Origin of the sequence: Peribacillus sp. NPDC097198, assembly GCF_044762055.1 — a bacterium.
GTDB lineage: Bacteria > Bacillota > Bacilli > Bacillales > DSM-1321 > Peribacillus.
Window position 1 is genome coordinate 407,353 of record NZ_JBIWDO010000001.1, and the last position, 22,350, is coordinate 429,702.

The window sequence follows — 22,350 nt, forward strand, 5'->3', positions numbered from 1 at the left end:
ATCAAATCCCCTTCTTCATACCTTCATTTGTATGAACCGTCAATGCTTCATCGTATCCATTTCATCCACATTGACTGTTTTTCGATTTCGGTACAGAGCCATTAAAATGGCTAGCCCCACAGCCGCTTCGGCTGCAGCGATTGTAATCGTAAATAATGAAAATACCTGACCCGTAATAGACGGAGTTACCCCAAATTTACTGAAGGCAACCAGATTGACATTCGCGGCATTCAGCATCAGTTCAATCGATATCAAAACAATAACTGCATTTCTTTTCGTCAAGGCACCGTATAGCCCGATGCAAAATAAAACGAGTGCCAAGACGAGGTAAGCAGACAAGGGAACACCTGTCATAACTTTCCTCCCTCCTCTTCCTCATCATCTTTTTTTGCCAAGACTATGGCACCGACCAAAGCGACGAGCAGGAGCACGGAAAGCACTTCAAATGGAATCACATACTTTGAGAACAGCTCGATTCCGATTTGTTTCGTATTTTCCTCATGCAGGGTTGATAGCTGAACCGGTATATCCAGGTTGTAAATGCCTAGATAAACCACTAAGGCAAAGCCGGCAATTCCTAAGATCAAAAAGAACTTTCGCCAACCGTCCTTTGCCGGTTCCTCCTTTTCATGATGGCGCGTCAGCATGATTCCAAACAGCATCACGATCGTAATCGCCCCGGAATAGATGAGGATTTGTACGACAGCGACAAATTCCGCCGATAAAAGCAAGTAAATGCCTGCAATGCTTAGGAATGTAAAGACCAGTGCAACCACCATGTGCACCACTTTCGTTAACGTAATCAGCAGTACCCCGCCCACTATCGCGACGGTTGCCAAGCCGATAAAAGCAAGTAATTCACCAGACACACTCATACCTTATTCACCTTTCGAATATTCTCATCATTCTCATCCAACCACTCCAGATTTTTAAATAACTGATCCCGGCTATACTCAGCCAGTTCAAATTCGTTTGTCATCACGATTGCTTCGGTCGGACAAACCTCCGTGCATAAATCGCATAAAATGCATATTTCAAAATTGATGTCATAGGTATCGATGATCTTTCCTTTTTTCGTAGGATCTGGATGTCTTTTTCCCGTTAACTGAATGCAATCCGTCGGACAAATCGTCACGCACTGATTACAAACAATACACTTTTCAGGATAAAATTTTTGAATTCCCCGGAACCGATCAGGGAGTGGCAGTGGCTCATTCGGATAGTCATACGTCACCTTTTTCCGGGTCAGGTTCTTAAGCGTGTACGTTAGACCTTTTGCTAACCCCAGCATATGGATCCCCCACTTTCTGAAATCTTTAACGTTTAAAATAGTTTGAATAGTTCTTTGAAAAGCGCAGTCAAAAATATATTGGCTAACGCTACGGGCAACAAGACCTTCCAACCAAACTCCATCAATTGGTCCACTCTTATCCGTGGAAACGTAACGCGAATCCAAACCAATACGTAAAAGACAAGACTAAACTTCAAGCCAAACCAGATGGCTCCCGGAATAAAATCCAGAAACGGTATAGAATTCCATCCACCTAAAAATAATACAGTGGTTAACGTAGCCATTGCAAACATATAGACATATTCCGATAACATAAAGAAAGCCCAACGAAAGCCGGAATACTCGACATGGTAGCCTGAAACGAGCTCTGATTCCGCTTCTGGAAGATCAAAAGGTACCCGATTCAACTCGGCCACCGATGCGATAAAGAATACGAAGAATGCAATGGGCTGAAGGAAAATGAACCAAACTTTATCCTGAGCGGCAACTATTTCGTTCAGGTTTAGGCTCCCCGTCAAAAGGACGATTCCCACTACTGACATGACAAGCGGGATTTCATATGAAATCATTTGTGCCGCCGCGCGCATCCCGCCAATCAAAGAATACTTATTGTTGGATGCCCATCCAGCGGTCACGATGCCAATCGTCGATATGCCCGATACCGCCACATAATAAAGGAGGCCGACACCTATATCCGCAAATTGAAAAGCTTCTGTGAAAGGCAAGGTCGCCAGGACCATGAAAGCCGGAGCAAAGGCGATCACGGGAGCTAATATATACAGCGGTTTATCCGCTTTTTTCGGTATGGTGTCTTCCTTGATCAAAAGCTTTAAAACATCGGCAACGGTCTGTAAAAGCCCCCATTTACCTCCAAGTTGATTCGGACCCACCCGCATCTGCATGAACCCCATGATTTTCCGTTCCGAGAGGATGCCATAGGTGACAAACCCTAACACTACGAATAGGAGCAGGACCGCCAAACCAAAGAAGATGCCAAAGTTGAGAAGGCTTGGAGCTGATTGAAGTAGATTATGGATCATCTAGCCATCCACCTCCCCTAAAACGATATCAATCGCCCCAAGTATCGTTATCAGATTCGCCATATTTTCCCCTTCAAGCAATTTGGGCAGGATTTGCAGATTATAAAAGGATGGTCGCCGGAATTTCAAACGGTACGGCTCCTTTTTCCCTTCACTCGCAATATAGCAACCTATTTCCCCTCTTGGCGATTCGATTCGGACGAACGCCTCCCCTTTTGGGACCTTGATGATTTTCGGGACCTTGGCAAGGATCGGTCCCTCAGCAGGAAATTGCTTCACGGCCTGTTCCAGGATTTTCAAGGACTCTTCTATTTCTTCCATCCTGCAATGATAACGGGAAAAGGCATCACCTTCTTCACGGGTGGGTACATCGAATTGGAACCGGTCATAAATGGAATAAGGCTCATCTTTTCTTAAATCAAATTTCACACCCGTACACCTTAAATTAGCGCCGCTCAATGAATAGGAAAGTGCATCTTCCTTTGAATAAACGCCCACACCCCTGACCCGGTTCATAAAAATCTCATTGCCTGTAACCAGTTGGTGATACCCAGCCAGTTGCTCCCTCATGTAGGGGACAAACTCTGCCACCTTTTCTATCCAATCCTCCGGAGCGTCCCACTTCACGCCTCCAACCCTCATGTAATTAAACGTCAGCCGTGCCCCCGACAATTCGGTCAATAAATTGATGATCATTTCCCGTTCACGAAAGGCGTATAAAAAGGGACTTGTCGCTCCAATATCAAGTAAGTATGTTCCCCACCACACAAGGTGGCTGGCCACACGGCCCAACTCCATCGCGATAACACGCAAATATTCCGCGCGGTCAGGTACCTCCACCCCCATCATGGTTTCAACTGCATGGCAAAGTACATAATTATTAGTCATTGCCGCTAAGTAATCCAACCGATCGGTATAGGGAATGATCTGTGTATATTGCAGATTTTCTGCCAGCTTTTCCGTTCCCCGATGAAGGTACCCAATGACTGGGGTGGCCTCTTTAATGATTTCACCGTCGATTTTGATGATAAGCCGGAACACGCCATGCGTACTGGGATGCTGTGGTCCGACATTAAGCAACATCTCTTCCGTCCGTAACATTGAGCTACACCTCCACGTCATAGGGCTGATAATCTTTACGAAGCGGATATCCAATCCAATCTTCTCCAAGCAAGATCCGCTTTAAATCCGGATGCCCTTGGAATACGATGCCGAGTAAGTCGTATGCCTCACACTCCGGCCAATTTGCTCCCGGCCATAAGGGCACCAACGACGGGACAGAAGGAGTATTCCTATCAAGTTTCACCTTCAGTGCAACTGAATGATTTATTAGAAAGGAGTACAGCTGTACATACATTTCCATATGGGTCTCAAAGTCGGTGCCATGCAACTCTGATAAGTACTGAAAACTTAACGTTTTATCATGGCGTAGAAAGTCTGCAATTTGGAAATATGTATCAGGTTTAGCTACCAAGGTGGGAATATCTTTTGAAAGGGTATTAATATAGTAATCTACTAGGACATCTTCTCCCAAATGCCGTTCAATGGCCTGAATAAGTTGATCGAGGATAGGTTGGTTGGGTGAAGGTGCTTCTGGGGTCGCTTCGGGACTTTCTTTTACAGTATTCTTTGCCTTTGCGGCCGCCGCTGCCTTTGCTTTTGCAGCAGCGATGGCTTTAGCCTTCGCCTTTTCGGGATCTTCTTCTTTATTGGTCGCTCCTTTCTTTTTGGCTAGTGCAGCAGCCTTGGCCTTCGCTACGGCGGCTGCCTTCTGCTTCGCTATATCTAAGTTGTCTCCTCCCCCTTCGGTTCCGCTCTCTTTTGCCTGTTTTCGTGCCAGGGCTGCTGCTTTCGCTTTTGCTGCTGCGGCTGCCTTCTGCTTCGCTATATCTAGGTTGTCCTCTTCTCCTCCTTCTGTTCCGCTCTCTTTTGCCTGTTTTCGTGCCAGGGCTGCTGCTTTCGCTTTTGCTGCTGCGGCTGCCTTCTGCTTCGCTATATCTAGGTTGTCTTCTTCTCCTCCTTTTGTTCCGCTCTCTTTTGCCTGTTTTCGGGCCAGGGCTGCTGCTTTCGCTTTTGCTGCTGCGGCTGCCTTCTGCTTCGCTATATCTAGGTTGTCTTCTTCTCTTCCTTCTGTTCCGCTCTCTTTTGCCTGTTTTCGTGCCAGGGCTGCTGCTCTCGCTTTTGCCGCGGCGGCTGCCTTCTGCTTCGCTATATCTAGGTTGTCCCCTCCTGCTTCTGATCCACTCTCTTTTACCTGCTTTCGGGCCAGGGCTGCTGCTTTCGCTTTTGCCGCGGCCTCCTTTTTCTGCTGAGCTAAGTCTTGCTCATCACTCATTTAAATCACCCGCTTTCCGGTTTTGGCTTCATATCTGATTTTTTCTTTCAATTTATTGATTCCGTAAATCAGTGCTGCCGGATTAGGAGGGCACCCAGGAATATAAACATCAACGGGCACAATTTGGTCTACCCCTTTAACTACTGAATAGGAATGGACATACGGGCCTCCAGCCGTTGCACAGGATCCCATTGCAATCACCCATTTCGGCTCTGGCATTTGGTCATATAGGCGCCTCAATATAGGGGCCATTTTTTTCGTCACTGTACCAGAAACGATCATGACATCCGATTGTCTCGGTGAAGTACGAAAAAAGGAACCAAATCGATCCAAATCATAATGGGAGGATCCCACCCCCATCATTTCAATGGCACAACATGCAAGCCCGAAAGTCATTGGCCATAATGAATTGCTTCTAGCCCACGCCTTTACTTGCTCAAGCGTGGATAAAAAGACACTTTGACGCATTTCTTCCATTTCTTCATGGGTAAGGTTATCTAATTTCAATTCCACTTTAACACCTTCTTTTTCCAAGCATAAATTAGGCCTAACAATAGGATAAGGACAAAAAATAGCATCTCAATCAGAGCAAACAATCCCAATTCATCATATGCAACCGCCCAAGGATAAAGAAAAACGGTTTCTACATCAAAGATGACGAACATCAATCCAAATAAATAATACCTGACATTGAACTGGACCCTGGAGTCCTGAAAAGGTTCCACTCCACTTTCGTAGGTCGTATATTTCATCTCATTCGGTTTATTTGGTCTAAGAAGCTTTCCAAGAAATAGCGCCACTAGTGGAAGTAAGATTCCTAAGCTGAGGAAAACGAATACAATTAAATAATTATTTTGGTAAATATGCAGCTGTCCCATGTCCATCACCCTTTATAGAAGAATCATGTTTAAATGGTACACTTGTCTTCATTTTAGGTAAGTAACCCCGTTTTAAAAAAGTATGCGGGTACACCTTTTTTTAGAAGCAATCTGATATTCCGAGACTACATCCAATAAATGTAAGCGTATACATTATAACATTCCGTAAAACGCAGTGTCATGGCTCAGCGAATCAAATAGGGAAATACTTTTCCTCCTAATCCGATAATATTTTATACTTGTCAACATCGTACTACATGATGTGACAACCGATTAATTCAATGTGGCCTTTTGCTAAAATATAAAAAAGCACCCCACTTTCCAAGTGGAAAGTGGGGTGCTTTTTCTTTGAAATTTATCGCATTTCTGCAATTTGAATCCGGTTTACAGCCCGTTTAAGTGCTAAATTAGCTCTTTTCGAGTCATTAGATCCATCATTGTTCTGCAATCTTTGTTCTGCACGTGTTTTTGCTGCTTGAGCACGTGCAAGATCGATAGTTTCAGCTCTTTCAGCAGATTGAGCTAAAATGGTTACCACATCAGGGCGAACTTCTAGGAAGCCACCATTTACAGCTACATAGTCTGTGTTGTTTCCATTTTTAAGACGAACAGCACCGATAGTAAGGGGAGCTACGGTTGGAACGTGTCCAGCCATAATTCCCAGCTCACCACTTTTAGCTTTCGTGCTTACCATTTCAACTTCTGCTTCATATACTGGGCCATCGGGAGTAACAACATTGACTTTAATGGTCTTCATTTCATTACCTCCTAGTTCCCTTAATTAAGCCATTTCTTTTGCTTTAGCAATAACTTCTTCGATACGGCCAACTAAACGGAATGCATCTTCAGGAAGCTCGTCATATTTTCCAGCTAGGATATCTTTGAATCCTTGAACTGTTTCTTTTACTGGTACGTAAGAACCTTTTTGACCAGTAAATTGTTCAGCCACGTGGAAGTTTTGTGACAAGAAGTTTTGGATTCTACGAGCACGAGCAACGATTACTTTCTCGTCTTCGCTTAATTCATCCATACCCAAGATTGCGATGATATCTTGAAGTTCTTTATATTTCTGTAATGTTGATTGTACTTGACGAGCAACATTATAGTGCTCTGCTCCAACAACCTCTGGGCTAAGCGCACGAGAAGAAGAAGCCAATGGATCAACCGCAGGGTAGATACCCATTTCAGAAAGTTTACGTTCAAGGTTAGTCGTTGCATCTAAGTGAGCGAAAGTTGTAGCTGGAGCCGGATCCGTATAGTCATCGGCAGGTACATAAATTGCTTGGATAGATGTAACAGAACCTTTATTAGTTGAAGTGATACGCTCTTGTAATTGACCCATTTCTGTAGCAAGGGTAGGTTGGTAACCAACCGCTGAAGGCATACGTCCTAGTAGGGCAGAAACCTCAGATCCTGCTTGAGTGAAACGGAAGATGTTATCGATGAAGAAAAGAACGTCTTGTCCTTGTTCGTCACGGAAATATTCAGCCATTGTCAAGCCACTAAGAGCTACACGCATACGTGCACCTGGTGGCTCGTTCATTTGTCCGAATACCATCGCTGTTTTCTTAATAACACCAGAGTCAGTCATCTCGTAGAAAAGGTCATTCCCTTCACGAGTACGCTCACCTACACCAGCGAATACGGAAATACCACCGTGTTCTTGGGCGATGTTGTTAATAAGTTCTTGGATAAGTACAGTTTTACCAACACCGGCTCCACCGAAGAGACCGATTTTACCACCTTTGATGTAAGGTGCAAGTAAATCTACTACTTTGATACCAGTTTCAAGGATTTCAACTTGTGTTGAAAGTTCCTCAAAAGTTGGTGCTTGTCTGTGAATTGGATCACGACGTACATCTGCTGTAAGTGGATCAAATAGATCGATATTTTCCCCTAATACGTTGAAAACGCGACCTAGAGTTACATCACCTACAGGAACGGAAATCGGTGCTCCTGTATCAAGTGCTTCTGCACCACGAGTTAAACCGTCCGTGGAAGACATTGCAACAGTACGAACTGTATTATCACCTAGTTGAAGGGCTACTTCGAGAGTTAGTCCTGTACCAGACGCTTTATTTTCGATTCTTAACGCGTTATAGATCTTAGGAAGTTGTCCGTCTTCGAATTTCACGTCAACAACCGGACCCATAACTTGAGTAACGCGTCCTATATTCATCGTTTTCCCTCCTTACGTTGCTTATAACGACTATCATATTTATGGAACGGCCAAGCATCGTCCGCCGGACCGCCCCCATCATTACATCTATTCTAAAGCAGCTGCGCCACCGACAATTTCGGTAATTTCTTGAGTGATTGCGGCTTGACGTGCACGGTTATATTGCAATGAAAGTGAATCGATCAATTCTTTCGCATTGTCGGTTGCATTTTTCATTGCTGTCATACGTGCAGAGTGCTCACTTGCTTTACCATCTAACAATGCACCATAAATTAAACTTTCAGCGTACTGAGGAAGTAAAACCTCAAGAATTTCTTCCGCATTCGGTTCAAATTCATAAGATGTCAATTGAGCATTGGAAGTATCAAAGTCCGATAACGGAAGGACTTGCTTTTCCGTTACGTCCTGTTGGATTGGGCTGACATAATGGTTATAGTACATATAAAGCTCATCACACAGTTCATTTAGATACAAATTCACTGTCGATTTAGCAAGTGTGTTGATGTCAGCGAAAGACGGCTGATCAGGAACACCGATTACTTCAAGCTCTACATGCATGCCACGGCTGACAAAGAAATCACGGCCAACCCTTCCGATTGCGATAATGACAAACTCATCATTGGATTTATGGCGTTCAAGAATTGTTTTATGAACTTGACGAAGGACGCTACTGTTGTATGCCCCTGCCAAACCACGGTCCGATGTGATCACCAGGTAACCGGTTTTCTTCACTGGACGCTTGGCAAGCATTGGATGAGATGCATCCGCGCTTCCGTTCGCAATACTAGATACTACTTCTTGAATTTTTTCCATATATGGAACATATGCTTTAGCATTAGCTTCCGCACGGTTCATTTTTGAAGCGGATACCATTTGCATCGCTTTTGTAATTTGACTCGTCTTTTTCGTTGAAGTTATCCGAGACTTAATATCGCGTAAAGAGGCCATTCATTCTCACCACCCTTTAAAAATTATTTAGACCTTATTATTCAGAAATAACGAAGTTCTTTTTGAATTCGTTAATAGCAGCAACCATAGCAGCGTCTTCAGGAAGACCTTTTGTTGTGCGAATGTGATCTAATAATTCTGGATGAGAACGATCTAGGAACACATAGTATTCTTCTTCGAAACGAAGGATATCCGAAACCGGAATATCATCTAGGAAGCCTTTTGTTAATGCGTAGAAAATCATAACTTGTTTTTCTACTTTAATTGGTTTATTCAAATCTTGTTTAAGAACTTCAACTGTACGAGCACCACGGTTAAGTTTAGCTTGAGTAGCAGCATCAAGGTCAGATCCGAATTGAGAGAATGCTTCTAATTCGCGATAAGAAGCCAAGTCAAGACGTAATGTACCGGCAACTTTTTTCATCGCTTTAATTTGCGCAGATCCACCAACACGTGATACGGAAAGACCAGCGTTAATCGCAGGACGTACACCTGAGAAGAACAAATCAGATTGTAAGAAGATTTGTCCATCAGTGATGGAAATAACGTTTGTTGGAATGTATGCAGAAATGTCGCCTGCTTGTGTTTCAACAAATGGTAGTGCAGTGATTGAACCAGCACCTAAAGTGTCGTTCAATTTAGCAGCACGCTCAAGTAAACGTGAATGCAAGTAGAATACATCCCCTGGGAATGCTTCACGACCTGGAGGACGGCGAAGCAGCAAGGAAAGTTCGCGGTATGCAGATGCTTGTTTAGAAAGATCATCGTAAACCACTAGAACGTGCTTGCCTGAGAACATGAATTCTTCAGCCATAGTTACACCAGCATAAGGAGCTAGGTATAATAGTGGAGCTGGTTGAGAAGCTGATGCAGATACAACGATTGTGTAATCTAGAGCACCATTCTTACGTAGTGTTTCAACTGTTCCACGAACTGTTGATTCTTTTTGACCGATAGCTACGTAGATACAGATCATATCTTGGTCAGCTTGGTTCAAGATTGTATCGATTGCAACTGATGTTTTACCAGTTTGACGGTCACCGATGATTAACTCACGTTGTCCACGTCCGATTGGAACAAGAGCATCGATTGCTTTAATACCTGTTTGTAGTGGTTCATGAACGGATTTACGGTCCATAACACCTGTAGCAGGACTTTCGATTGGGCGAGTTTTTGTAGTAGCGATTGGACCAAGACCATCAATAGGTTGTCCAAGCGGGTTTACAACACGTCCGATTAATTCTTCTCCAACTGGTACTTCCATGATTCTGCCCGTACGGCGTACTTCACTGCCTTCTTGAATATCTCTGAAAGGTCCAAGAATAACAACACCTACGTTATTTTGCTCAAGGTTTTGTGCTAATCCCATTGAACCATTAGAAAATTCTAAGAGCTCCCCAGCCATTGCATTATCTAAACCATGAACGCGAGCGATACCATCACCAACAGTGATAACTGTACCTACATCGCTTACTTTAATTTCCGACTGATAGTTTTCAATCTGCTTTTTAATCAGCGCACTGATTTCTTCAGCTTTGATGCTCATGAATTTCACCCCTATCTGTGAATATTAACCTAATAGTTGTTTGCTTAGGCGATCAAGCTTACCGCTAATCGTTCCGTCGTAAATACGGTTACCGATTTGAAGTTTGATGCCGCCAAGAATATTGCTATCCGTAACATTAGTGATGCGTAAATGTTTTTTGCCGATTTTTGCAGCAAAAGATGAAGACACAGCTTCCATTTCGTTTTCAGTTAATGGACGTACTGTATAGACTGTAGCGTCTGCCACTGAATTTTCTTCATTCGCAAGTTCTATAAACTCTTGTGCCATGGCAGGTACTTCATCTGTACGATGACGTTCTACCATTAACAGTACAGTGTTTAGAATGGAAGGAGAAATGCTTGTAAAAGCATTGATAAGTACAGTACGCTTAGCATCTTTAGTCATTTTAGGATGAGCTAAAAAGCTTAATAGCTCATTATCGTTTGTAAAAACTTCATTCACTACGCGAAGTTCAGCTTCAAGTTGGTTAATGAGATTTTGCTCTTTCGCAATTTGGAAAAGGGCAACGGCATAACGTTTTGCTACTGTTATATCGCTCATTTACCTTCTCCTGCCTCTTGAATGTATTCATTAATCAATTGCTCTTGATCAGCTTCAGATAGTTCTTTTTCAATTACTTTAGAAGCAATAAGAACGGATAAAGATGCCACTTGCTCGCGTAATGCATTGATGGCTTTTTCTTTTTCCTGTACGATTTCACGCTTCGCTGATTCTTTCACACGATCAGCCTCAAGACGTGCTTGTTTCACGATATCTTCACGCTGCGCTTCACCTTGAAGTTTTGCATTTTCGATAAGTTGTCCAGCTTCAGTGCGAGATTGCTTAACGATCTCACGTTGTTCTTCTAAATATTTAAGTGCTTCTTGTCTGCTAGCTTCAGCTGCTTGAATTTCATTTGCAACGTGTTCTTCACGTTGAGTCATGATGCCCATTAGAGGACCCCATGCAAATTTCTTCAGCAACGCTAACAAAATAATAAACATAACTAATTGGAAAATCATATCTCCGCCATTGAAGCCGGCAGTTGATGACCCAAGTACAAAGCTGCTTGTTAACACGCTTGGTTCACTCCCTTCACGAGTTTCACTTCTTAAGCGTTCATTTATAAATGAACTTTTAGAAAACTGTGCTCTTAAAATGTATTAAAACAGGATTGTGGACATAAAGGAAAGGCGAAGGTTCACATGGAACGAACTTCGCCATTTTTGAACTTTTTAAAGGTTCTATTAACTACCGTATACCATGAATGCGATAACTACTGCGATGATAGGCATCGCCTCAACTAAACCTACCCCGATGAACATTGTAGTTTGAAGCATACCGCGAGCTTCTGGTTGACGAGCGATACCTTCTACTGTTCTTGAAACGATAAGACCATTACCAATACCAGCACCTAGTGCTGCTAAACCAATTGCGATTGCTGCTGCAAGAAGACCTACTGAACCTGTCATTATAAATATCCTCCTTAAAATTGTATCAAAATTTTATTATTTCAGTTCAAAATGAACTTATAATTAATGGTCGTCACTGACTTTATGAGACAGATAAACCATTGTTAACGTAACAAAGATAAATGCTTGGATACTGCCGACGAAAATACTATAGCCTTGCCATACTAAAGTAGGAACGATCGCTCCGACAAAACCTAGAGCTCCACTCATAGCTAAAGAACCAGCTAATAGACTTAATAAAACCTCACCAGCATAAATATTACCATACAGACGCAGACCAAGTGTCAAAGAATTGGTAAATTCCTCTACGAAAGTCATTGGGTTTTTATAAGCTTTGAAATAACCCTTCGCGCCTTTCATTTTTATAGCATAATAATGCGTTAAACCTAGGACCATGACTGCAAGAGTCAATGTGATAACTGGGTCGGCTGTTGGTGATTTCCACCAAAGGACACCATCGTAACTAATTGCAAATGGAAGACCGAGCATATTGGACACAAAAATGTACATCAGCAAAGTCATACCAAGCAGTTGAAACTGACCACCTGTTCTCCAGTCCATGTTACTATTGATAATACCCTTAACGAAATCCATAATCCATTCCATGAAATTCTGCATGCCAGTTGGCTTCATCGCAAGTTTGCGTGTGCTAATTACTGCAAGGATAAATACAACCAGGCTTGCTATCGTTATCATTAGGACATTACTTAAGTTAAAGGTTAGACCCATAAATTCATGTAAGGGTGCTTCATGATTCAACTATATTCACCTCTCTTCCCCGCTATCGACGTATTAATTGGATGAAAAAATCTATAAAAATGACAATATAAGCTGTCATTAATCCCCATACAACACTAATCAGATGAAAATGCTCCGGATATTCCAATGCAACGAGTACCGCAAAACCTGCGGATGCCATTCGTGTCAATGTACCAAGAGATTTGACTTTTTTGCCCTCATCAAGCGCTCGACTGAATTTCTTGATTTTTTGATTGATCAGCCATAAATTATATAAACTCAAAATCGTACCCAGTATAAGCCCCGCAAACACGGCTTGGTAACTCGTAAGTCCCCATCCAACAACATAAACCGCCAGAAGATAAACTATATATTTACTCTGCCTGTTGAACATGATTTTTATTTCTGGCATTTTACATTTAATCTCCTGAGAAATATTTTCGTACTGAATGGAGCATTGCTTGTAAACTAACTGACGCAAGTTCACAAAGAAGGCCAATTATTATAATTGCAGCGGTTCGAATCATAGTTCGTCCATTCATTTCCCTTAGAAGGTGAAATGGATTGACAAAAGATCCGACTAGTTGAGAAAGAATCGCTGACATCAAAACAACAGCCCCTGCCATAAAGGAAGGCAATTCTTTTGATGCAAAGTTGCATCCTCGCGGTTGAATTTGGTGGAGGATAGAAAAAAAATCCATGCTGTAAAATTCTGCATGTCGGGCATTTGAAAACCCTCTCATTTTACATCCTTAGTTAGCATACAATAGGCTAGAATCAATGTCAATGTGTCGTTAGTGAAATTTGTCACAGGTTTGTAAATATTACTGAATTGTTCACAGAATATCTTTTTTTGACTATTGACATCAGTTTTATTTTACACATCTGTCATGTTCACTCAATAAGTAACGTCTTTTCTATCCGATCTTCCCTTCCTCCCCTCCTCGCAAAGATAATCGCTTTATACACTCCATTGGGTGGTAAATCCTTTTTGAAAATGGTTTTTTTCGTCATACCGGATGAAGCTGGTCTGGACCAATCCATGAACCCAGCAAATCTCAGACTATCTGCCTCATAGAGTGCAATCCCGAATTCCTCTGCTCCTCGTGGGAGATACATTTCATAACGGTACGTACTGGCTTGATCTCCTTTTCCGAATTCAAATCCCATCACCCTTGGGTAATCAGGCTCTTCTTTTACATATAAATAAGGGAGCGATATTTTCTTATTACCTTCCATTATCAAGAGATAGCCATCATACACACCCTTACTAAGTTTCTCTGGACTTACTTGAAGCCCCAATTGCACTTCCTTCTTTTCCCCAGGGTTTAAAGTAAGGGATTGTGGCAAATCCCAATTCAGCCCTTTTTCTTGTAAAGGAACGATCATCGTGTACCGTTTTTTATTCTTTCCTGTATTTTCAAGAATCAATGTTTGTTGGTGTTCCTCGATACCATCCCTTTTAGTGTACATTCCAAATGATAAGGAACTCGGGTATAAGAGTGTATCCGCTTTTATCGCTTCATCAATTTGGATTCGCCCTGCCCCTTGCTCATAGGTATGGTACAAATGCTGAACGGATTTACTTAATGGCTTGGACGTGCTCATCAATGCCGACTTCACTTGTTCGGGTGTCCAGTTCGGGTGCTTTTGCAAGATAAGTGCACATGCTCCGGCTACATGCGGAGCGGACATGCTCGTTCCCGCTAGAGCCATGTACCCTTTTGGAATTGTGCTCGTGATTTCCACTCCTGGGGCAAGCACATCTGGTTTAATATCCCATGACACCGTCACAGGACCTCTTGAGCTAAAATCAGCCAGCCTATCTTGTTCCTTCTTGTTTACAAAGTGGACTTTTCCATGTGCTTGACCTTCCAATTCCTTTTTAAGGCGTAACCCATCTTTTCTTTTAATAGAAGCAACTGGTATTCTCATCTCTTTCTCCAGGCTACCTGTGAACATACCATTTGTATTATTAAAGATGATGACGCCCTTGGCCCCAGCCTTCTCAGCATTGGTCGCTTTTTCTTGAAAAGTGAGTACTCCGCGCTCCATTAAAACAATCTTATCCTTCACCCTCTTTAGGTCACTTTCCTCCCCAAGACCTCCATACGTGATATCTTCCGAAAAGGTCAGATTCCATTTTTTCGACCCTTGCAACAAGGTTAAATCTGATTGATAGTGGTTTGAACCAAGCCCGTATTCCATAACAGGCACTTTCAAAGGAGGAGTCGAGGCCCCGACGGATATCGCTTTCTCCGCCGTTCCTGGTGATCCGACCGTCCATACGGCCGGACCTGAATTACCATTGGATGTGACAGCAACAATTCCTGATTCCACCGCCTTATTTAGTGCAAGTGAAATCGGTAAATCAGGTCCGTTGATGTCATTCCCAAGAGAAAGATTCAAAACATCGACTTTATCCTTGATGGCCGACTCGACGGCTGCCAAAACTTGCTCAGTATCTCCTGCCCCGCCAGGTCCTAATGCACGGTAAGCATAGATTTCAGCTTCCGGGGCCACTCCCCTCATCTTGCCATTTGCGGCAATGATGCCAGCCACATGAGTTCCATGAATCGTGTTCATTTCCCCCTGATTCGTTGTCTCCATCGGGTCAGAATCGTCATCCACTAAGTCCTTACCGCCTCTGTACGCATGCTGTAAATCCGGATGGGTATAATCCATTCCCGTATCGATAATACCGACCTTCACTCCTTTTCCAGTTATACGACGATGTTTCTGATCGAAAAAGCTCCTTACCCGATCGCCGCCAATATATGGGACGCTTTCATCAAGCGCCGGATGATATTTTGACACTTCCGAAACAGCTTGAATATGATCTTCCTTCCAAAGCCGCTTAACCTCCTCCCTGTTCCCCTGTACGGAAAATCCGTCAAGGGCGACCGTAAAAACATTGCGCAGATTCAGTGATGGATATTTAGAAAGTACCTTTATAATCTCCCTATTGCTTAGCGGTCGATCCGTCGTGACAACAGCCCTAACTTTTTGGGATTCAGCCGTTTTGGGTAGTGGGGGCAGTATGACAGACGCCACTCCCCTTTCAATCGGAAGGGGGAATGTGGATAAAAAAATAAATATAAATATACCTATAATGATTGCTCTCATTTTAATGCACCCTCCTTCCCCATTATCTTCTTCTCAACGATTGAGGAGTATACAATAAAAAAAGGAAAAGCCCTTGGATATTGGCTTTTCCTTTTTTATTATTCAAATCTTGTTGGTGGTTCACTTATTTGCTTGAAATAGTATCGGACCGCTTCAGCAATCCGGGCTGATGCGTTTCCGTCACCATATGGATTTGAGGCCTTTGACATTCTTTCGTGCTCTTCGGGATCGTTCAGCAATTCATGCGCCATTTGTACAATTGTCCGCTCGTCCGTTCCTGCCAGCTTCAAGGTACCCGCGTTGATTCCTTCAGGACGTTCAGTCGTATCCCGCAATACAAGGACAGGGACCCCTAGTGAAGGGGCCTCTTCTTGAATCCCCCCGGAATCCGTCAAAATCAAATACGCTCTGGAAGCAAAGTTATGAAAATCCAAAACATCCAGCGGTTCAATTAAATGGACACGGGGATGATCGCCGAGAATCTCATTGGCAAGTTCTTGTACAGCAGGATTCAAGTGTACTGGATAAACCACTTGAACATCTTCATGGTCCGCCACGATTCTTTTAACGGCCCTGAAGATATTGCGCATCGGTTCTCCTAGATTTTCCCTACGATGAGCCGTCAGTAAAACAAGCCTGTCTTTGCCCAACCCAGTTAAAACCGGATGGGAATACGTGGAGCGAACCGTCGTTTTCAAAGCATCCGTTGCCGTATTACCGGTCACGAAGATATTGCCTCTCTTGTTTTCATTCAACAAGTTCTCTTCCGCTTTGGCAGTCGGTGCGAAATGAAGGTCAGCCATCGTGCCCGTTAATTGGCGGTTCATCTCTTCAGGGTAAGGGGAATATTTATTCCATGTACGCAACCCCGCTTCCACATGTCCAATGACGATTTGATTATAAAAGGCGGCTAAGCTCGCAACAAAAGTTGTGGTGGTATCACCGTGTACCAGAACAATATCGGGTTTGGCTTCTTTCATTACGGAATCAAGCCCACTTAAAGCCCTGGTTGTAATATCCGCTAACGTTTGCCTTTCCTTCATTATATTCAAGTCATAATCGGGAACGATGGAAAACAAGTCCAAAACTTGATCTAGCATTTGTCGATGCTGTGCCGTTACAGCAACTATAGGTTCGAAAAATTCTGGGTGCTTTTGAAATTCGAGTACTAAGGGAGCCATTTTGACAGCTTCCGGCCTCGTTCCGAAAATCGTCATGACCTTGATCGGTTGTTTCATTCGTGACACCTCAGTTTCTTTCTATTTTGTGCCGAATAAACGATCTCCTGCGTCACCTAGACCTGGAACGATATATCCGTGTTCATCCAACTTCTCATCAAGTCCTGCAATGTAAATATCAACATCCGGATGTGCTTCTTTTAATGCTTCCACTCCCTCTGGAGCCGCAATGAGACACATGAACTTGATATTGATTGCCCCACGGTTCTTAATCGAATTGATCGCTTCAATAGCAGAACCGCCCGTAGCTAACATTGGGTCAACAACAATACATTCTCTTTCAGCCAAATCGCTTGGCATTTTCACATAGTATTCAACAGGCTTTAATGTTTCAGGGTCACGGTACAGACCCACATGTCCTACTTTTGCAGCTGGGATCAACTTAATGATTCCGTCAACCATCCCTATTCCCGCACGTAGGATCGGAACGATGCCCACTTTCTTACCAGCAAGCATTTTCACCTTCGCCTTGCTTACAGGTGTTTGGATTTCAACTTCTTCAAGTTGCATGTCTCTAGTGATTTCAAATGCCATCAATGATGCCACTTCATCCACTAGTTCACGGAATTCCTTTGTTCCTGTATTTATATCGCGTATATAAGCTAATTTGTGTTGAATTAACGGGTGGTCAAAAACAAAAACTTTTCCCATTTTTCATCTCTCCCATTCCAGTGCCTGATTTTGTTTATATTTCATACTTGCCATAGTCATCTAAAGTCTTTTTATGCCCTTTAAATTTCACTTCTACTCATTTTACAGAAAAAAGATTCAATCTTCAATAAGCCTTTAGATGTCAGACCTATTTTTAGTATTTAGATTTTTCGGAACACAATGACTTATATATCTTTTTTCCATCACGTGCACTACGTAAAAAAACCACTTCCCCAGAAAGGAAGCGGCTCTACATATTAGAATGAAGGATACAAATCGAATTTACTTGTCAAAGCTTCAACGCGTTGTTTCGCTTCTTCAAGTTTCGCTTCATCTTCATTATTTTTCAAAACAAGACCAATGAGTGACGCAATTTCATCCATGTCTTCTAACCCGAAGCCACGAGAAGTCACGGCCGCCGTTCCGATACGGATACCACTTGTAACGAATGGTTTTTCCGGATCATAAGGAATTGCGTTTTTATTGACGGTGATTCCGATTTCATCCAATGCTTTTTCTGCAATCTTTCCTGTAAGTCCTGTTGAACGAACATCAAGTAAGATTAAATGATTATCCGTACCGTCAGATACAAGCGTGAATCCTTCTTTCTTAAGACCTTCACCCAAGCGTTTAGCATTATCGATGATTTGTTGAGCATATCCTTTAAAATCATCTTGAAGCGCTTCACCGAATGCCACTGCCTTAGCCGCAATAACATGCATTAACGGGCCGCCTTGAATACCAGGGAAGATAGATTTATCGATTTTCTTGCCGAACTCTTCTTTACAAATAATCATTCCGCCACGTGGTCCGCGAAGTGTTTTATGGGTTGTTGTCGTTACGAAATCAGCATATGGAACTGGGCTTGGATGCAAACCTGCAGCCACTAAACCGGCGATATGTGCCATGTCCACCATTAAATATGCTCCAACTTCATCGGCAATTTCACGGAAGCGTTTAAAGTCAATTTCACGTGGATATGCGCTAGCACCCGCTACGATCAATTTCGGTTTATGCTGACGGGCTTTTTCCAATACATCATTATAATCGATACGGTGATCTTTTTCGTCCACACCATATTCAACGAAGTTATAGTTCACTCCACTGAAGTTAACAGGACTGCCGTGCGTTAAGTGGCCACCATGGGAAAGGTTCATCCCAAGCACTGTGTCACCTGTTTGAAGAACAGTAAAGTAAACGGCCATATTCGCTTGGGCACCAGAGTGAGGTTGTACATTTACATACTCGCCACCAAATATTTCCTTTGCGCGATCGCGTGCCAAGTCTTCTACGATGTCGACATATTCACATCCACCATAGTAACGTTTTCCAGGATACCCTTCAGCATATTTATTCGTTAGAACAGATCCTTGAGCCTCCATGACAGCTTCACTAACGAAGTTCTCAGATGCAATAAGCTCAATCTTGCTTCTTTGTCGCCCTAATTCCAGTTGGATTGCGTTAAATACTTGTTCATCTTGTTTTGCCAAACGATTCATTCCGTAACTCCTCCTCAAATTGTGCGGGATTATTCGCTTTTTCCATTATGTACAACATGCCCTCAAAAGGACATGAAAAAGCCTCAGCTATAATTGTTTGAAAATTCTACTCTATTTTAACATGTCTATTTTAGAAGTGGTAGTTTATTTTTATCGAATATTCCTTCTATAATATTAAAATATTGTTCGTATTTTATAGAGTTTTCCCGAAAAAACCCTTAGTATCCTTAGATTTAATCAGCAAAAAACATTTTCCATACAATCAATTTGCGATTATTTAAGATTGTTCCTCTGTTATTTGAAAACAGCATCCCCTCATTAAAGGAATGCTGTTCGCCTTTTTAATTATCATGTACAACTCTTATTTACAGAAGCAGCTTGATAAACGGCCCGTTCCCCACCAATTAGTTTAGGACGGGTTCTAGCCATTGTCACATGGGCATGGCCTATTTCCTTAATGGATGTTCTAACTGGAACAGCTACATGTTTCAAATGCATGCCGATAAACGTATCGCCAATATCAATCCCTGCATCCGCCTTGATGTGCTCGACAACTACAGCATCATCCCATTGCTGATAAGCGTGGGTGGCCATTGACCCTCCAGCTGTGCGTACGGGTACAACCGCAACTTCTTCATAGCCTCGTGAATCCGCCGACTCCCTTGGGAGGACGAGCGCCCTATTCAAGTGTTCACAACACTGATAGGCAACCTGCACTCCGGTTTCTTCTTGAAATTCCTTCACTACAGAAAAAAGCATGCCCGCCACATCAACCGATCCTTCGGTACCAATCCGTTTCCCAGCCACTTCACTTGTAGAGCAACCAATTACAAGTAGCTGGCGCTTCCCTAAAGCGGCGGTTTCCTGGAACTCCTGGAACAGTTTTTGAAACTGGTTTTTCCATATCTCAAGCTCTTCTGATAATAAAGCATCACTTGTCATGAAAAACGCATCCTTTCATTGTGGATACCTCGCATTAGCATTACGGATGATGAATGACTTAGTTACTTTTGTCCTCATACTCTGCAATCTTGCCAATCCGATTTTGGTGACGACCGCCCTCAAATTCATAAGTCAACCATGTTTGGGCTATCTCCCTTGCAAGACCAGGCCCAATGACACGTTCCCCCATCGCCAACACATTGCTGTCATTATGCTGACGGGTTAATTTTGCACTATACACATCATGAACCAGCGCACAACGTATCCCTTTGACTTTATTGGCAGCAATGCTCATTCCGATGCCTGTACCACAGATTAGGATGCCTCGATCAAATTCGCCTTTCGCCACTTTTTCAGCAACCGGCAGGGCAAAGTCGGGATAATCCACGGATGTACTGCATTCACAGCCGAAATCCTCATATGGAATATTCAACTCATTCATCAAGTTCTTTATTTCTTCACGGATTTGAATTCCTCCATGGTCTGAAGCAATTGCAACTTTCATAATAAAGTCCTCCTAGATGTTCTCATTTATTTTTATTGTGTCACAAAGTTATGAAAAGATAAAGGGAAGCAGGTCCCCTCTATACAAAAGCAGGAAATCAGCGACTGATTTCCTGCAAGGAAGCGGTTTACGTATGAAAACGGGTGATGGTCTGCTTAAGTTTGTCGGCTTGATCCTTAAGTTCCATGGCCAACTTATCTACATTTTCCATAACGGAAGCCTGTTCATGGGTTGCAGCCGTGACTTCTTCTGCACCAGCGGATGTCTCTTCAGCAATGGCAGCGACTTCCTGTGACTGCCTGGATGTTTCCTCCACACTTTCCATCTGACGATCAACAAGCTCGGTAATATCCTTGACCGCTACGACAACGTTATGTACCGTTTTTGTCATGCCTTCGATCGCTATGTCTGTATCGGTCCCTTTTTGCGCTTCTTTATTCGCCGATACCACCTGCTCACTGATTTGTTTGACGACCGCCTGAACTTCAACTTGAATGTTTTGGATAAGACTTGAAATGCCCTGAACAGCTTTCGCGCTCTCATCCGCCAAGAGACGGACTTCCTCCGCTACAACGGCAAATCCTTTACCGTGTTCTCCGGCTCGGGCTGCTTCAATCGAGGCATTCAAGGCCAAAAGGTTGGTCTGAGCTGCGATATCACCGACGAGTTCAATGATTTGTTCTACCTTTTTCGCATTTTCCTCCAAGCGCTTCACCGTTTTGAGTGACTCTTGGTTTTCTTGAGCCAATTGTTTAATACCGGAAACCAAAGAATTGACGACTTCCTTACTCTGAAACAGTTCTTCCGCCATTTCACTTGACAGTCCAACCGATGCCTTCGCCTTGCTTTGAACCTGCTGCGCAATCATGATGACATCATCGATGGATTCAGCCGTATTCATGATGGAGACTGCCGAGTTGTCGGCACCTTTGGATATTTCTTCAATGGTCCTTGCGATGTTCTCAGCCTGGTCCGAAGCTCTCGAAGACTCTTGGGAGATATGAATGACTTTATTATTGGTCTCTTGAAAGTTCTCTTCAATGCTCTGTACCATTTCCCGGAGGTTAAACAGCATCAAGTTAAAAGCCATGCCGAGTGAACGTATCTCATCATCCGCCTTCGATAGGACCACTTCTTCGTTAATGCTTCCTTGTGCTGCACTTAGAGCAACTTTTTCTAACCTTTGTAGTGGTTTAGTAATGACACCGGCTGCAAAAAAGGCGAGAAGGCCCGACCACATTATGCCTAGTAACAACGTAGCAATGCTAAAACTTATCGAACTGATATTTTCAAAAAACATTGGGTGTACAACGAAAATGAAAAATGCCGAGGTTGAATACGTGATTAAAGCAAGGACTGTAATGAAGACAACCAATTTCTTTCGTAAACCAAACTTATAATGTGCTCTTTCTGCCATTCTCTTTCCCCCTGTAGACTTACTCTTTGAGCCTTTTAACCAATTCTACAATTAAACCATGAAGCTCCTTGAACGTTTCCCGATACAGGTTTTCCGAACCGCCAAACGGATCTAGTATGTCTTTATCATATTTATCGTCCTGAATGAATTCTTTTAAAGTGAAAGTTTTGTGATCTATGGTTGGGAATGTATTCAGAATGACCGATTTATGTCCTTCCGTCATCGTAAAAATATGTGTGGCCCAGTCTAAATCCTGCTGGGATAATAGTGTGGAGCGATGGTGATTCCACATATCATTTTCGTCCAATACTCTTTTGGCATATTCTGATGCGTCCTGACCAGGTGTAGCATATACGCCTGCGGACCTCACTTCGATGCCCGATATGTTCTTACTTTTTAAAATTGCTTCTGCCATGGGGCTCCTGCACGTGTTACCGGTGCATACAAACAATACTCGGATCATATGTAACGCCTCCTTTTTTATTCATTATAAGGCATAGATCCAATTTGAATAGTCAGTCTAAAAGCCTACTCTTAATTAAAAT

General features: G+C 42.9%; 25 protein-coding genes. All 25 read right to left on the reverse strand.

All coding sequences use genetic code 11. The annotated features are described in order from the left end of the window. Positions 1–39: 39 nt before the first annotated feature. Positions 40–354: an NADH-quinone oxidoreductase subunit NuoK gene (gene nuoK, locus ACIQXQ_RS01920; RefSeq protein WP_402870369.1), complete on the reverse strand. Its 315-nt coding sequence runs from the start codon at positions 352–354 to the stop codon at positions 40–42. Next, on the reverse strand, positions 351–875 hold the full coding sequence (locus tag ACIQXQ_RS01925; RefSeq protein ID WP_402954870.1) for an NADH-quinone oxidoreductase subunit J: 525 nt from the start codon (positions 873–875) through the stop codon (positions 351–353). Before ACIQXQ_RS01925 ends, nuoK begins: the two co-directional genes overlap by 4 nt. Continuing rightward, positions 872–1,291 carry an NADH-quinone oxidoreductase subunit NuoI gene (gene nuoI, locus ACIQXQ_RS01930; RefSeq protein WP_402870364.1) on the reverse strand — a complete coding sequence of 140 codons (420 nt, stop codon included), beginning with the start codon at positions 1,289–1,291 and terminating at the stop codon, positions 872–874. The genes ACIQXQ_RS01925 and nuoI overlap by 4 nt, the downstream gene beginning before the upstream one ends. Positions 1,292–1,323: 32 nt before the next feature. Further along, complete coding sequence (gene nuoH, locus ACIQXQ_RS01935) at positions 1,324–2,331, reverse strand: NADH-quinone oxidoreductase subunit NuoH (protein WP_402954873.1); 1,008 nt, start codon at positions 2,329–2,331, stop codon at positions 1,324–1,326. Beyond that, positions 2,332–3,432 carry an NADH-quinone oxidoreductase subunit D gene (locus ACIQXQ_RS01940; RefSeq protein ID WP_402870357.1) on the reverse strand — a complete coding sequence of 367 codons (1,101 nt, stop codon included), beginning with the start codon at positions 3,430–3,432 and terminating at the stop codon, positions 2,332–2,334. 4 nt (positions 3,433–3,436) lie between these two features. Then, a complete protein-coding gene (locus ACIQXQ_RS01945) occupies positions 3,437–4,666 on the reverse strand; it encodes an NADH-quinone oxidoreductase subunit C (RefSeq protein ID WP_402954876.1) in 1,230 nt (409 codons plus the stop codon). After that, entirely contained in the window at positions 4,667–5,143 is a 477-nt protein-coding gene (locus ACIQXQ_RS01950; RefSeq protein ID WP_402871312.1) for a NuoB/complex I 20 kDa subunit family protein, read from the reverse strand. A gap of 26 nt (positions 5,144–5,169) precedes the next feature. Next, on the reverse strand, positions 5,170–5,544 hold the full coding sequence (locus tag ACIQXQ_RS01955) for an NADH-quinone oxidoreductase subunit A (RefSeq protein ID WP_402870349.1): 375 nt from the start codon (positions 5,542–5,544) through the stop codon (positions 5,170–5,172). A 355-nt stretch (positions 5,545–5,899) separates the two neighbouring features. Further along, positions 5,900–6,301, reverse strand: a complete 402-nt coding sequence (locus ACIQXQ_RS01960; protein WP_402870346.1) for a F0F1 ATP synthase subunit epsilon — start codon at positions 6,299–6,301, stop codon at positions 5,900–5,902. 24 nt (positions 6,302–6,325) lie between these two features. After that, the gene (gene atpD, locus ACIQXQ_RS01965) at positions 6,326–7,723 is read right to left on the reverse strand and encodes a F0F1 ATP synthase subunit beta (RefSeq protein WP_402870343.1); all 1,398 of its coding nucleotides are present in this window, start codon (positions 7,721–7,723) and stop codon (positions 6,326–6,328) included. A gap of 87 nt (positions 7,724–7,810) precedes the next feature. Beyond that, the gene (locus ACIQXQ_RS01970) at positions 7,811–8,671 is read right to left on the reverse strand and encodes a F0F1 ATP synthase subunit gamma (protein ID WP_402870340.1); all 861 of its coding nucleotides are present in this window, start codon (positions 8,669–8,671) and stop codon (positions 7,811–7,813) included. Between the two features lie 37 nt (positions 8,672–8,708). Beyond that, on the reverse strand, positions 8,709–10,217 hold the full coding sequence (atpA, locus tag ACIQXQ_RS01975; protein WP_402870337.1) for a F0F1 ATP synthase subunit alpha: 1,509 nt from the start codon (positions 10,215–10,217) through the stop codon (positions 8,709–8,711). Between the two features lie 24 nt (positions 10,218–10,241). Then, positions 10,242–10,778 carry a F0F1 ATP synthase subunit delta gene (locus ACIQXQ_RS01980; RefSeq protein ID WP_402954879.1) on the reverse strand — a complete coding sequence of 179 codons (537 nt, stop codon included), beginning with the start codon at positions 10,776–10,778 and terminating at the stop codon, positions 10,242–10,244. Further along, entirely contained in the window at positions 10,775–11,296 is a 522-nt protein-coding gene (gene atpF / locus ACIQXQ_RS01985; protein WP_402870335.1) for a F0F1 ATP synthase subunit B, read from the reverse strand. Before atpF ends, ACIQXQ_RS01980 begins: the two co-directional genes overlap by 4 nt. A 168-nt stretch (positions 11,297–11,464) precedes the next feature. Then, positions 11,465–11,689 carry a F0F1 ATP synthase subunit C gene (gene atpE, locus ACIQXQ_RS01990; protein WP_402870332.1) on the reverse strand — a complete coding sequence of 75 codons (225 nt, stop codon included), beginning with the start codon at positions 11,687–11,689 and terminating at the stop codon, positions 11,465–11,467. A gap of 63 nt (positions 11,690–11,752) precedes the next feature. After that, entirely contained in the window at positions 11,753–12,448 is a 696-nt protein-coding gene (gene atpB, locus ACIQXQ_RS01995) for a F0F1 ATP synthase subunit A (RefSeq protein WP_402870331.1), read from the reverse strand. A 22-nt stretch (positions 12,449–12,470) separates the two neighbouring features. Further along, complete coding sequence (locus tag ACIQXQ_RS02000; RefSeq protein ID WP_402870330.1) at positions 12,471–12,839, reverse strand: ATP synthase subunit I; 369 nt, start codon at positions 12,837–12,839, stop codon at positions 12,471–12,473. Between the two features lie 482 nt (positions 12,840–13,321). Next, the gene (locus tag ACIQXQ_RS02005) at positions 13,322–15,553 is read right to left on the reverse strand and encodes a S8 family serine peptidase (protein WP_402954882.1); all 2,232 of its coding nucleotides are present in this window, start codon (positions 15,551–15,553) and stop codon (positions 13,322–13,324) included. 98 nt (positions 15,554–15,651) lie between these two features. Then, a complete protein-coding gene (gene wecB, locus ACIQXQ_RS02010) occupies positions 15,652–16,791 on the reverse strand; it encodes a non-hydrolyzing UDP-N-acetylglucosamine 2-epimerase (RefSeq protein WP_402870325.1) in 1,140 nt (379 codons plus the stop codon). Between the two features lie 21 nt (positions 16,792–16,812). Further along, positions 16,813–17,442, reverse strand: a complete 630-nt coding sequence (gene upp, locus ACIQXQ_RS02015; protein WP_402870323.1) for a uracil phosphoribosyltransferase — start codon at positions 17,440–17,442, stop codon at positions 16,813–16,815. A 257-nt stretch (positions 17,443–17,699) separates the two neighbouring features. Continuing rightward, positions 17,700–18,941 carry a serine hydroxymethyltransferase gene (locus ACIQXQ_RS02020; protein WP_402870321.1) on the reverse strand — a complete coding sequence of 414 codons (1,242 nt, stop codon included), beginning with the start codon at positions 18,939–18,941 and terminating at the stop codon, positions 17,700–17,702. A 348-nt stretch (positions 18,942–19,289) separates the two neighbouring features. After that, positions 19,290–19,883 (reverse strand): TIGR01440 family protein, encoded by a 594-nt coding sequence (locus ACIQXQ_RS02025; RefSeq protein ID WP_402954885.1) that lies wholly within the window; start codon positions 19,881–19,883, stop codon positions 19,290–19,292. 58 nt (positions 19,884–19,941) lie between these two features. Continuing rightward, positions 19,942–20,388, reverse strand: coding sequence for a ribose 5-phosphate isomerase B (rpiB, locus tag ACIQXQ_RS02030; protein ID WP_402870315.1), 447 nt, complete (start codon positions 20,386–20,388; stop codon positions 19,942–19,944). A 127-nt stretch (positions 20,389–20,515) separates the two neighbouring features. Further along, positions 20,516–21,805, reverse strand: coding sequence for a methyl-accepting chemotaxis protein (locus ACIQXQ_RS02035; RefSeq protein WP_402870312.1), 1,290 nt, complete (start codon positions 21,803–21,805; stop codon positions 20,516–20,518). Positions 21,806–21,824: 19 nt separating this feature from the next. Beyond that, on the reverse strand, positions 21,825–22,268 hold the full coding sequence (locus tag ACIQXQ_RS02040) for a low molecular weight protein arginine phosphatase (RefSeq protein WP_402870310.1): 444 nt from the start codon (positions 22,266–22,268) through the stop codon (positions 21,825–21,827). Positions 22,269–22,350 lie beyond the last annotated feature (82 nt).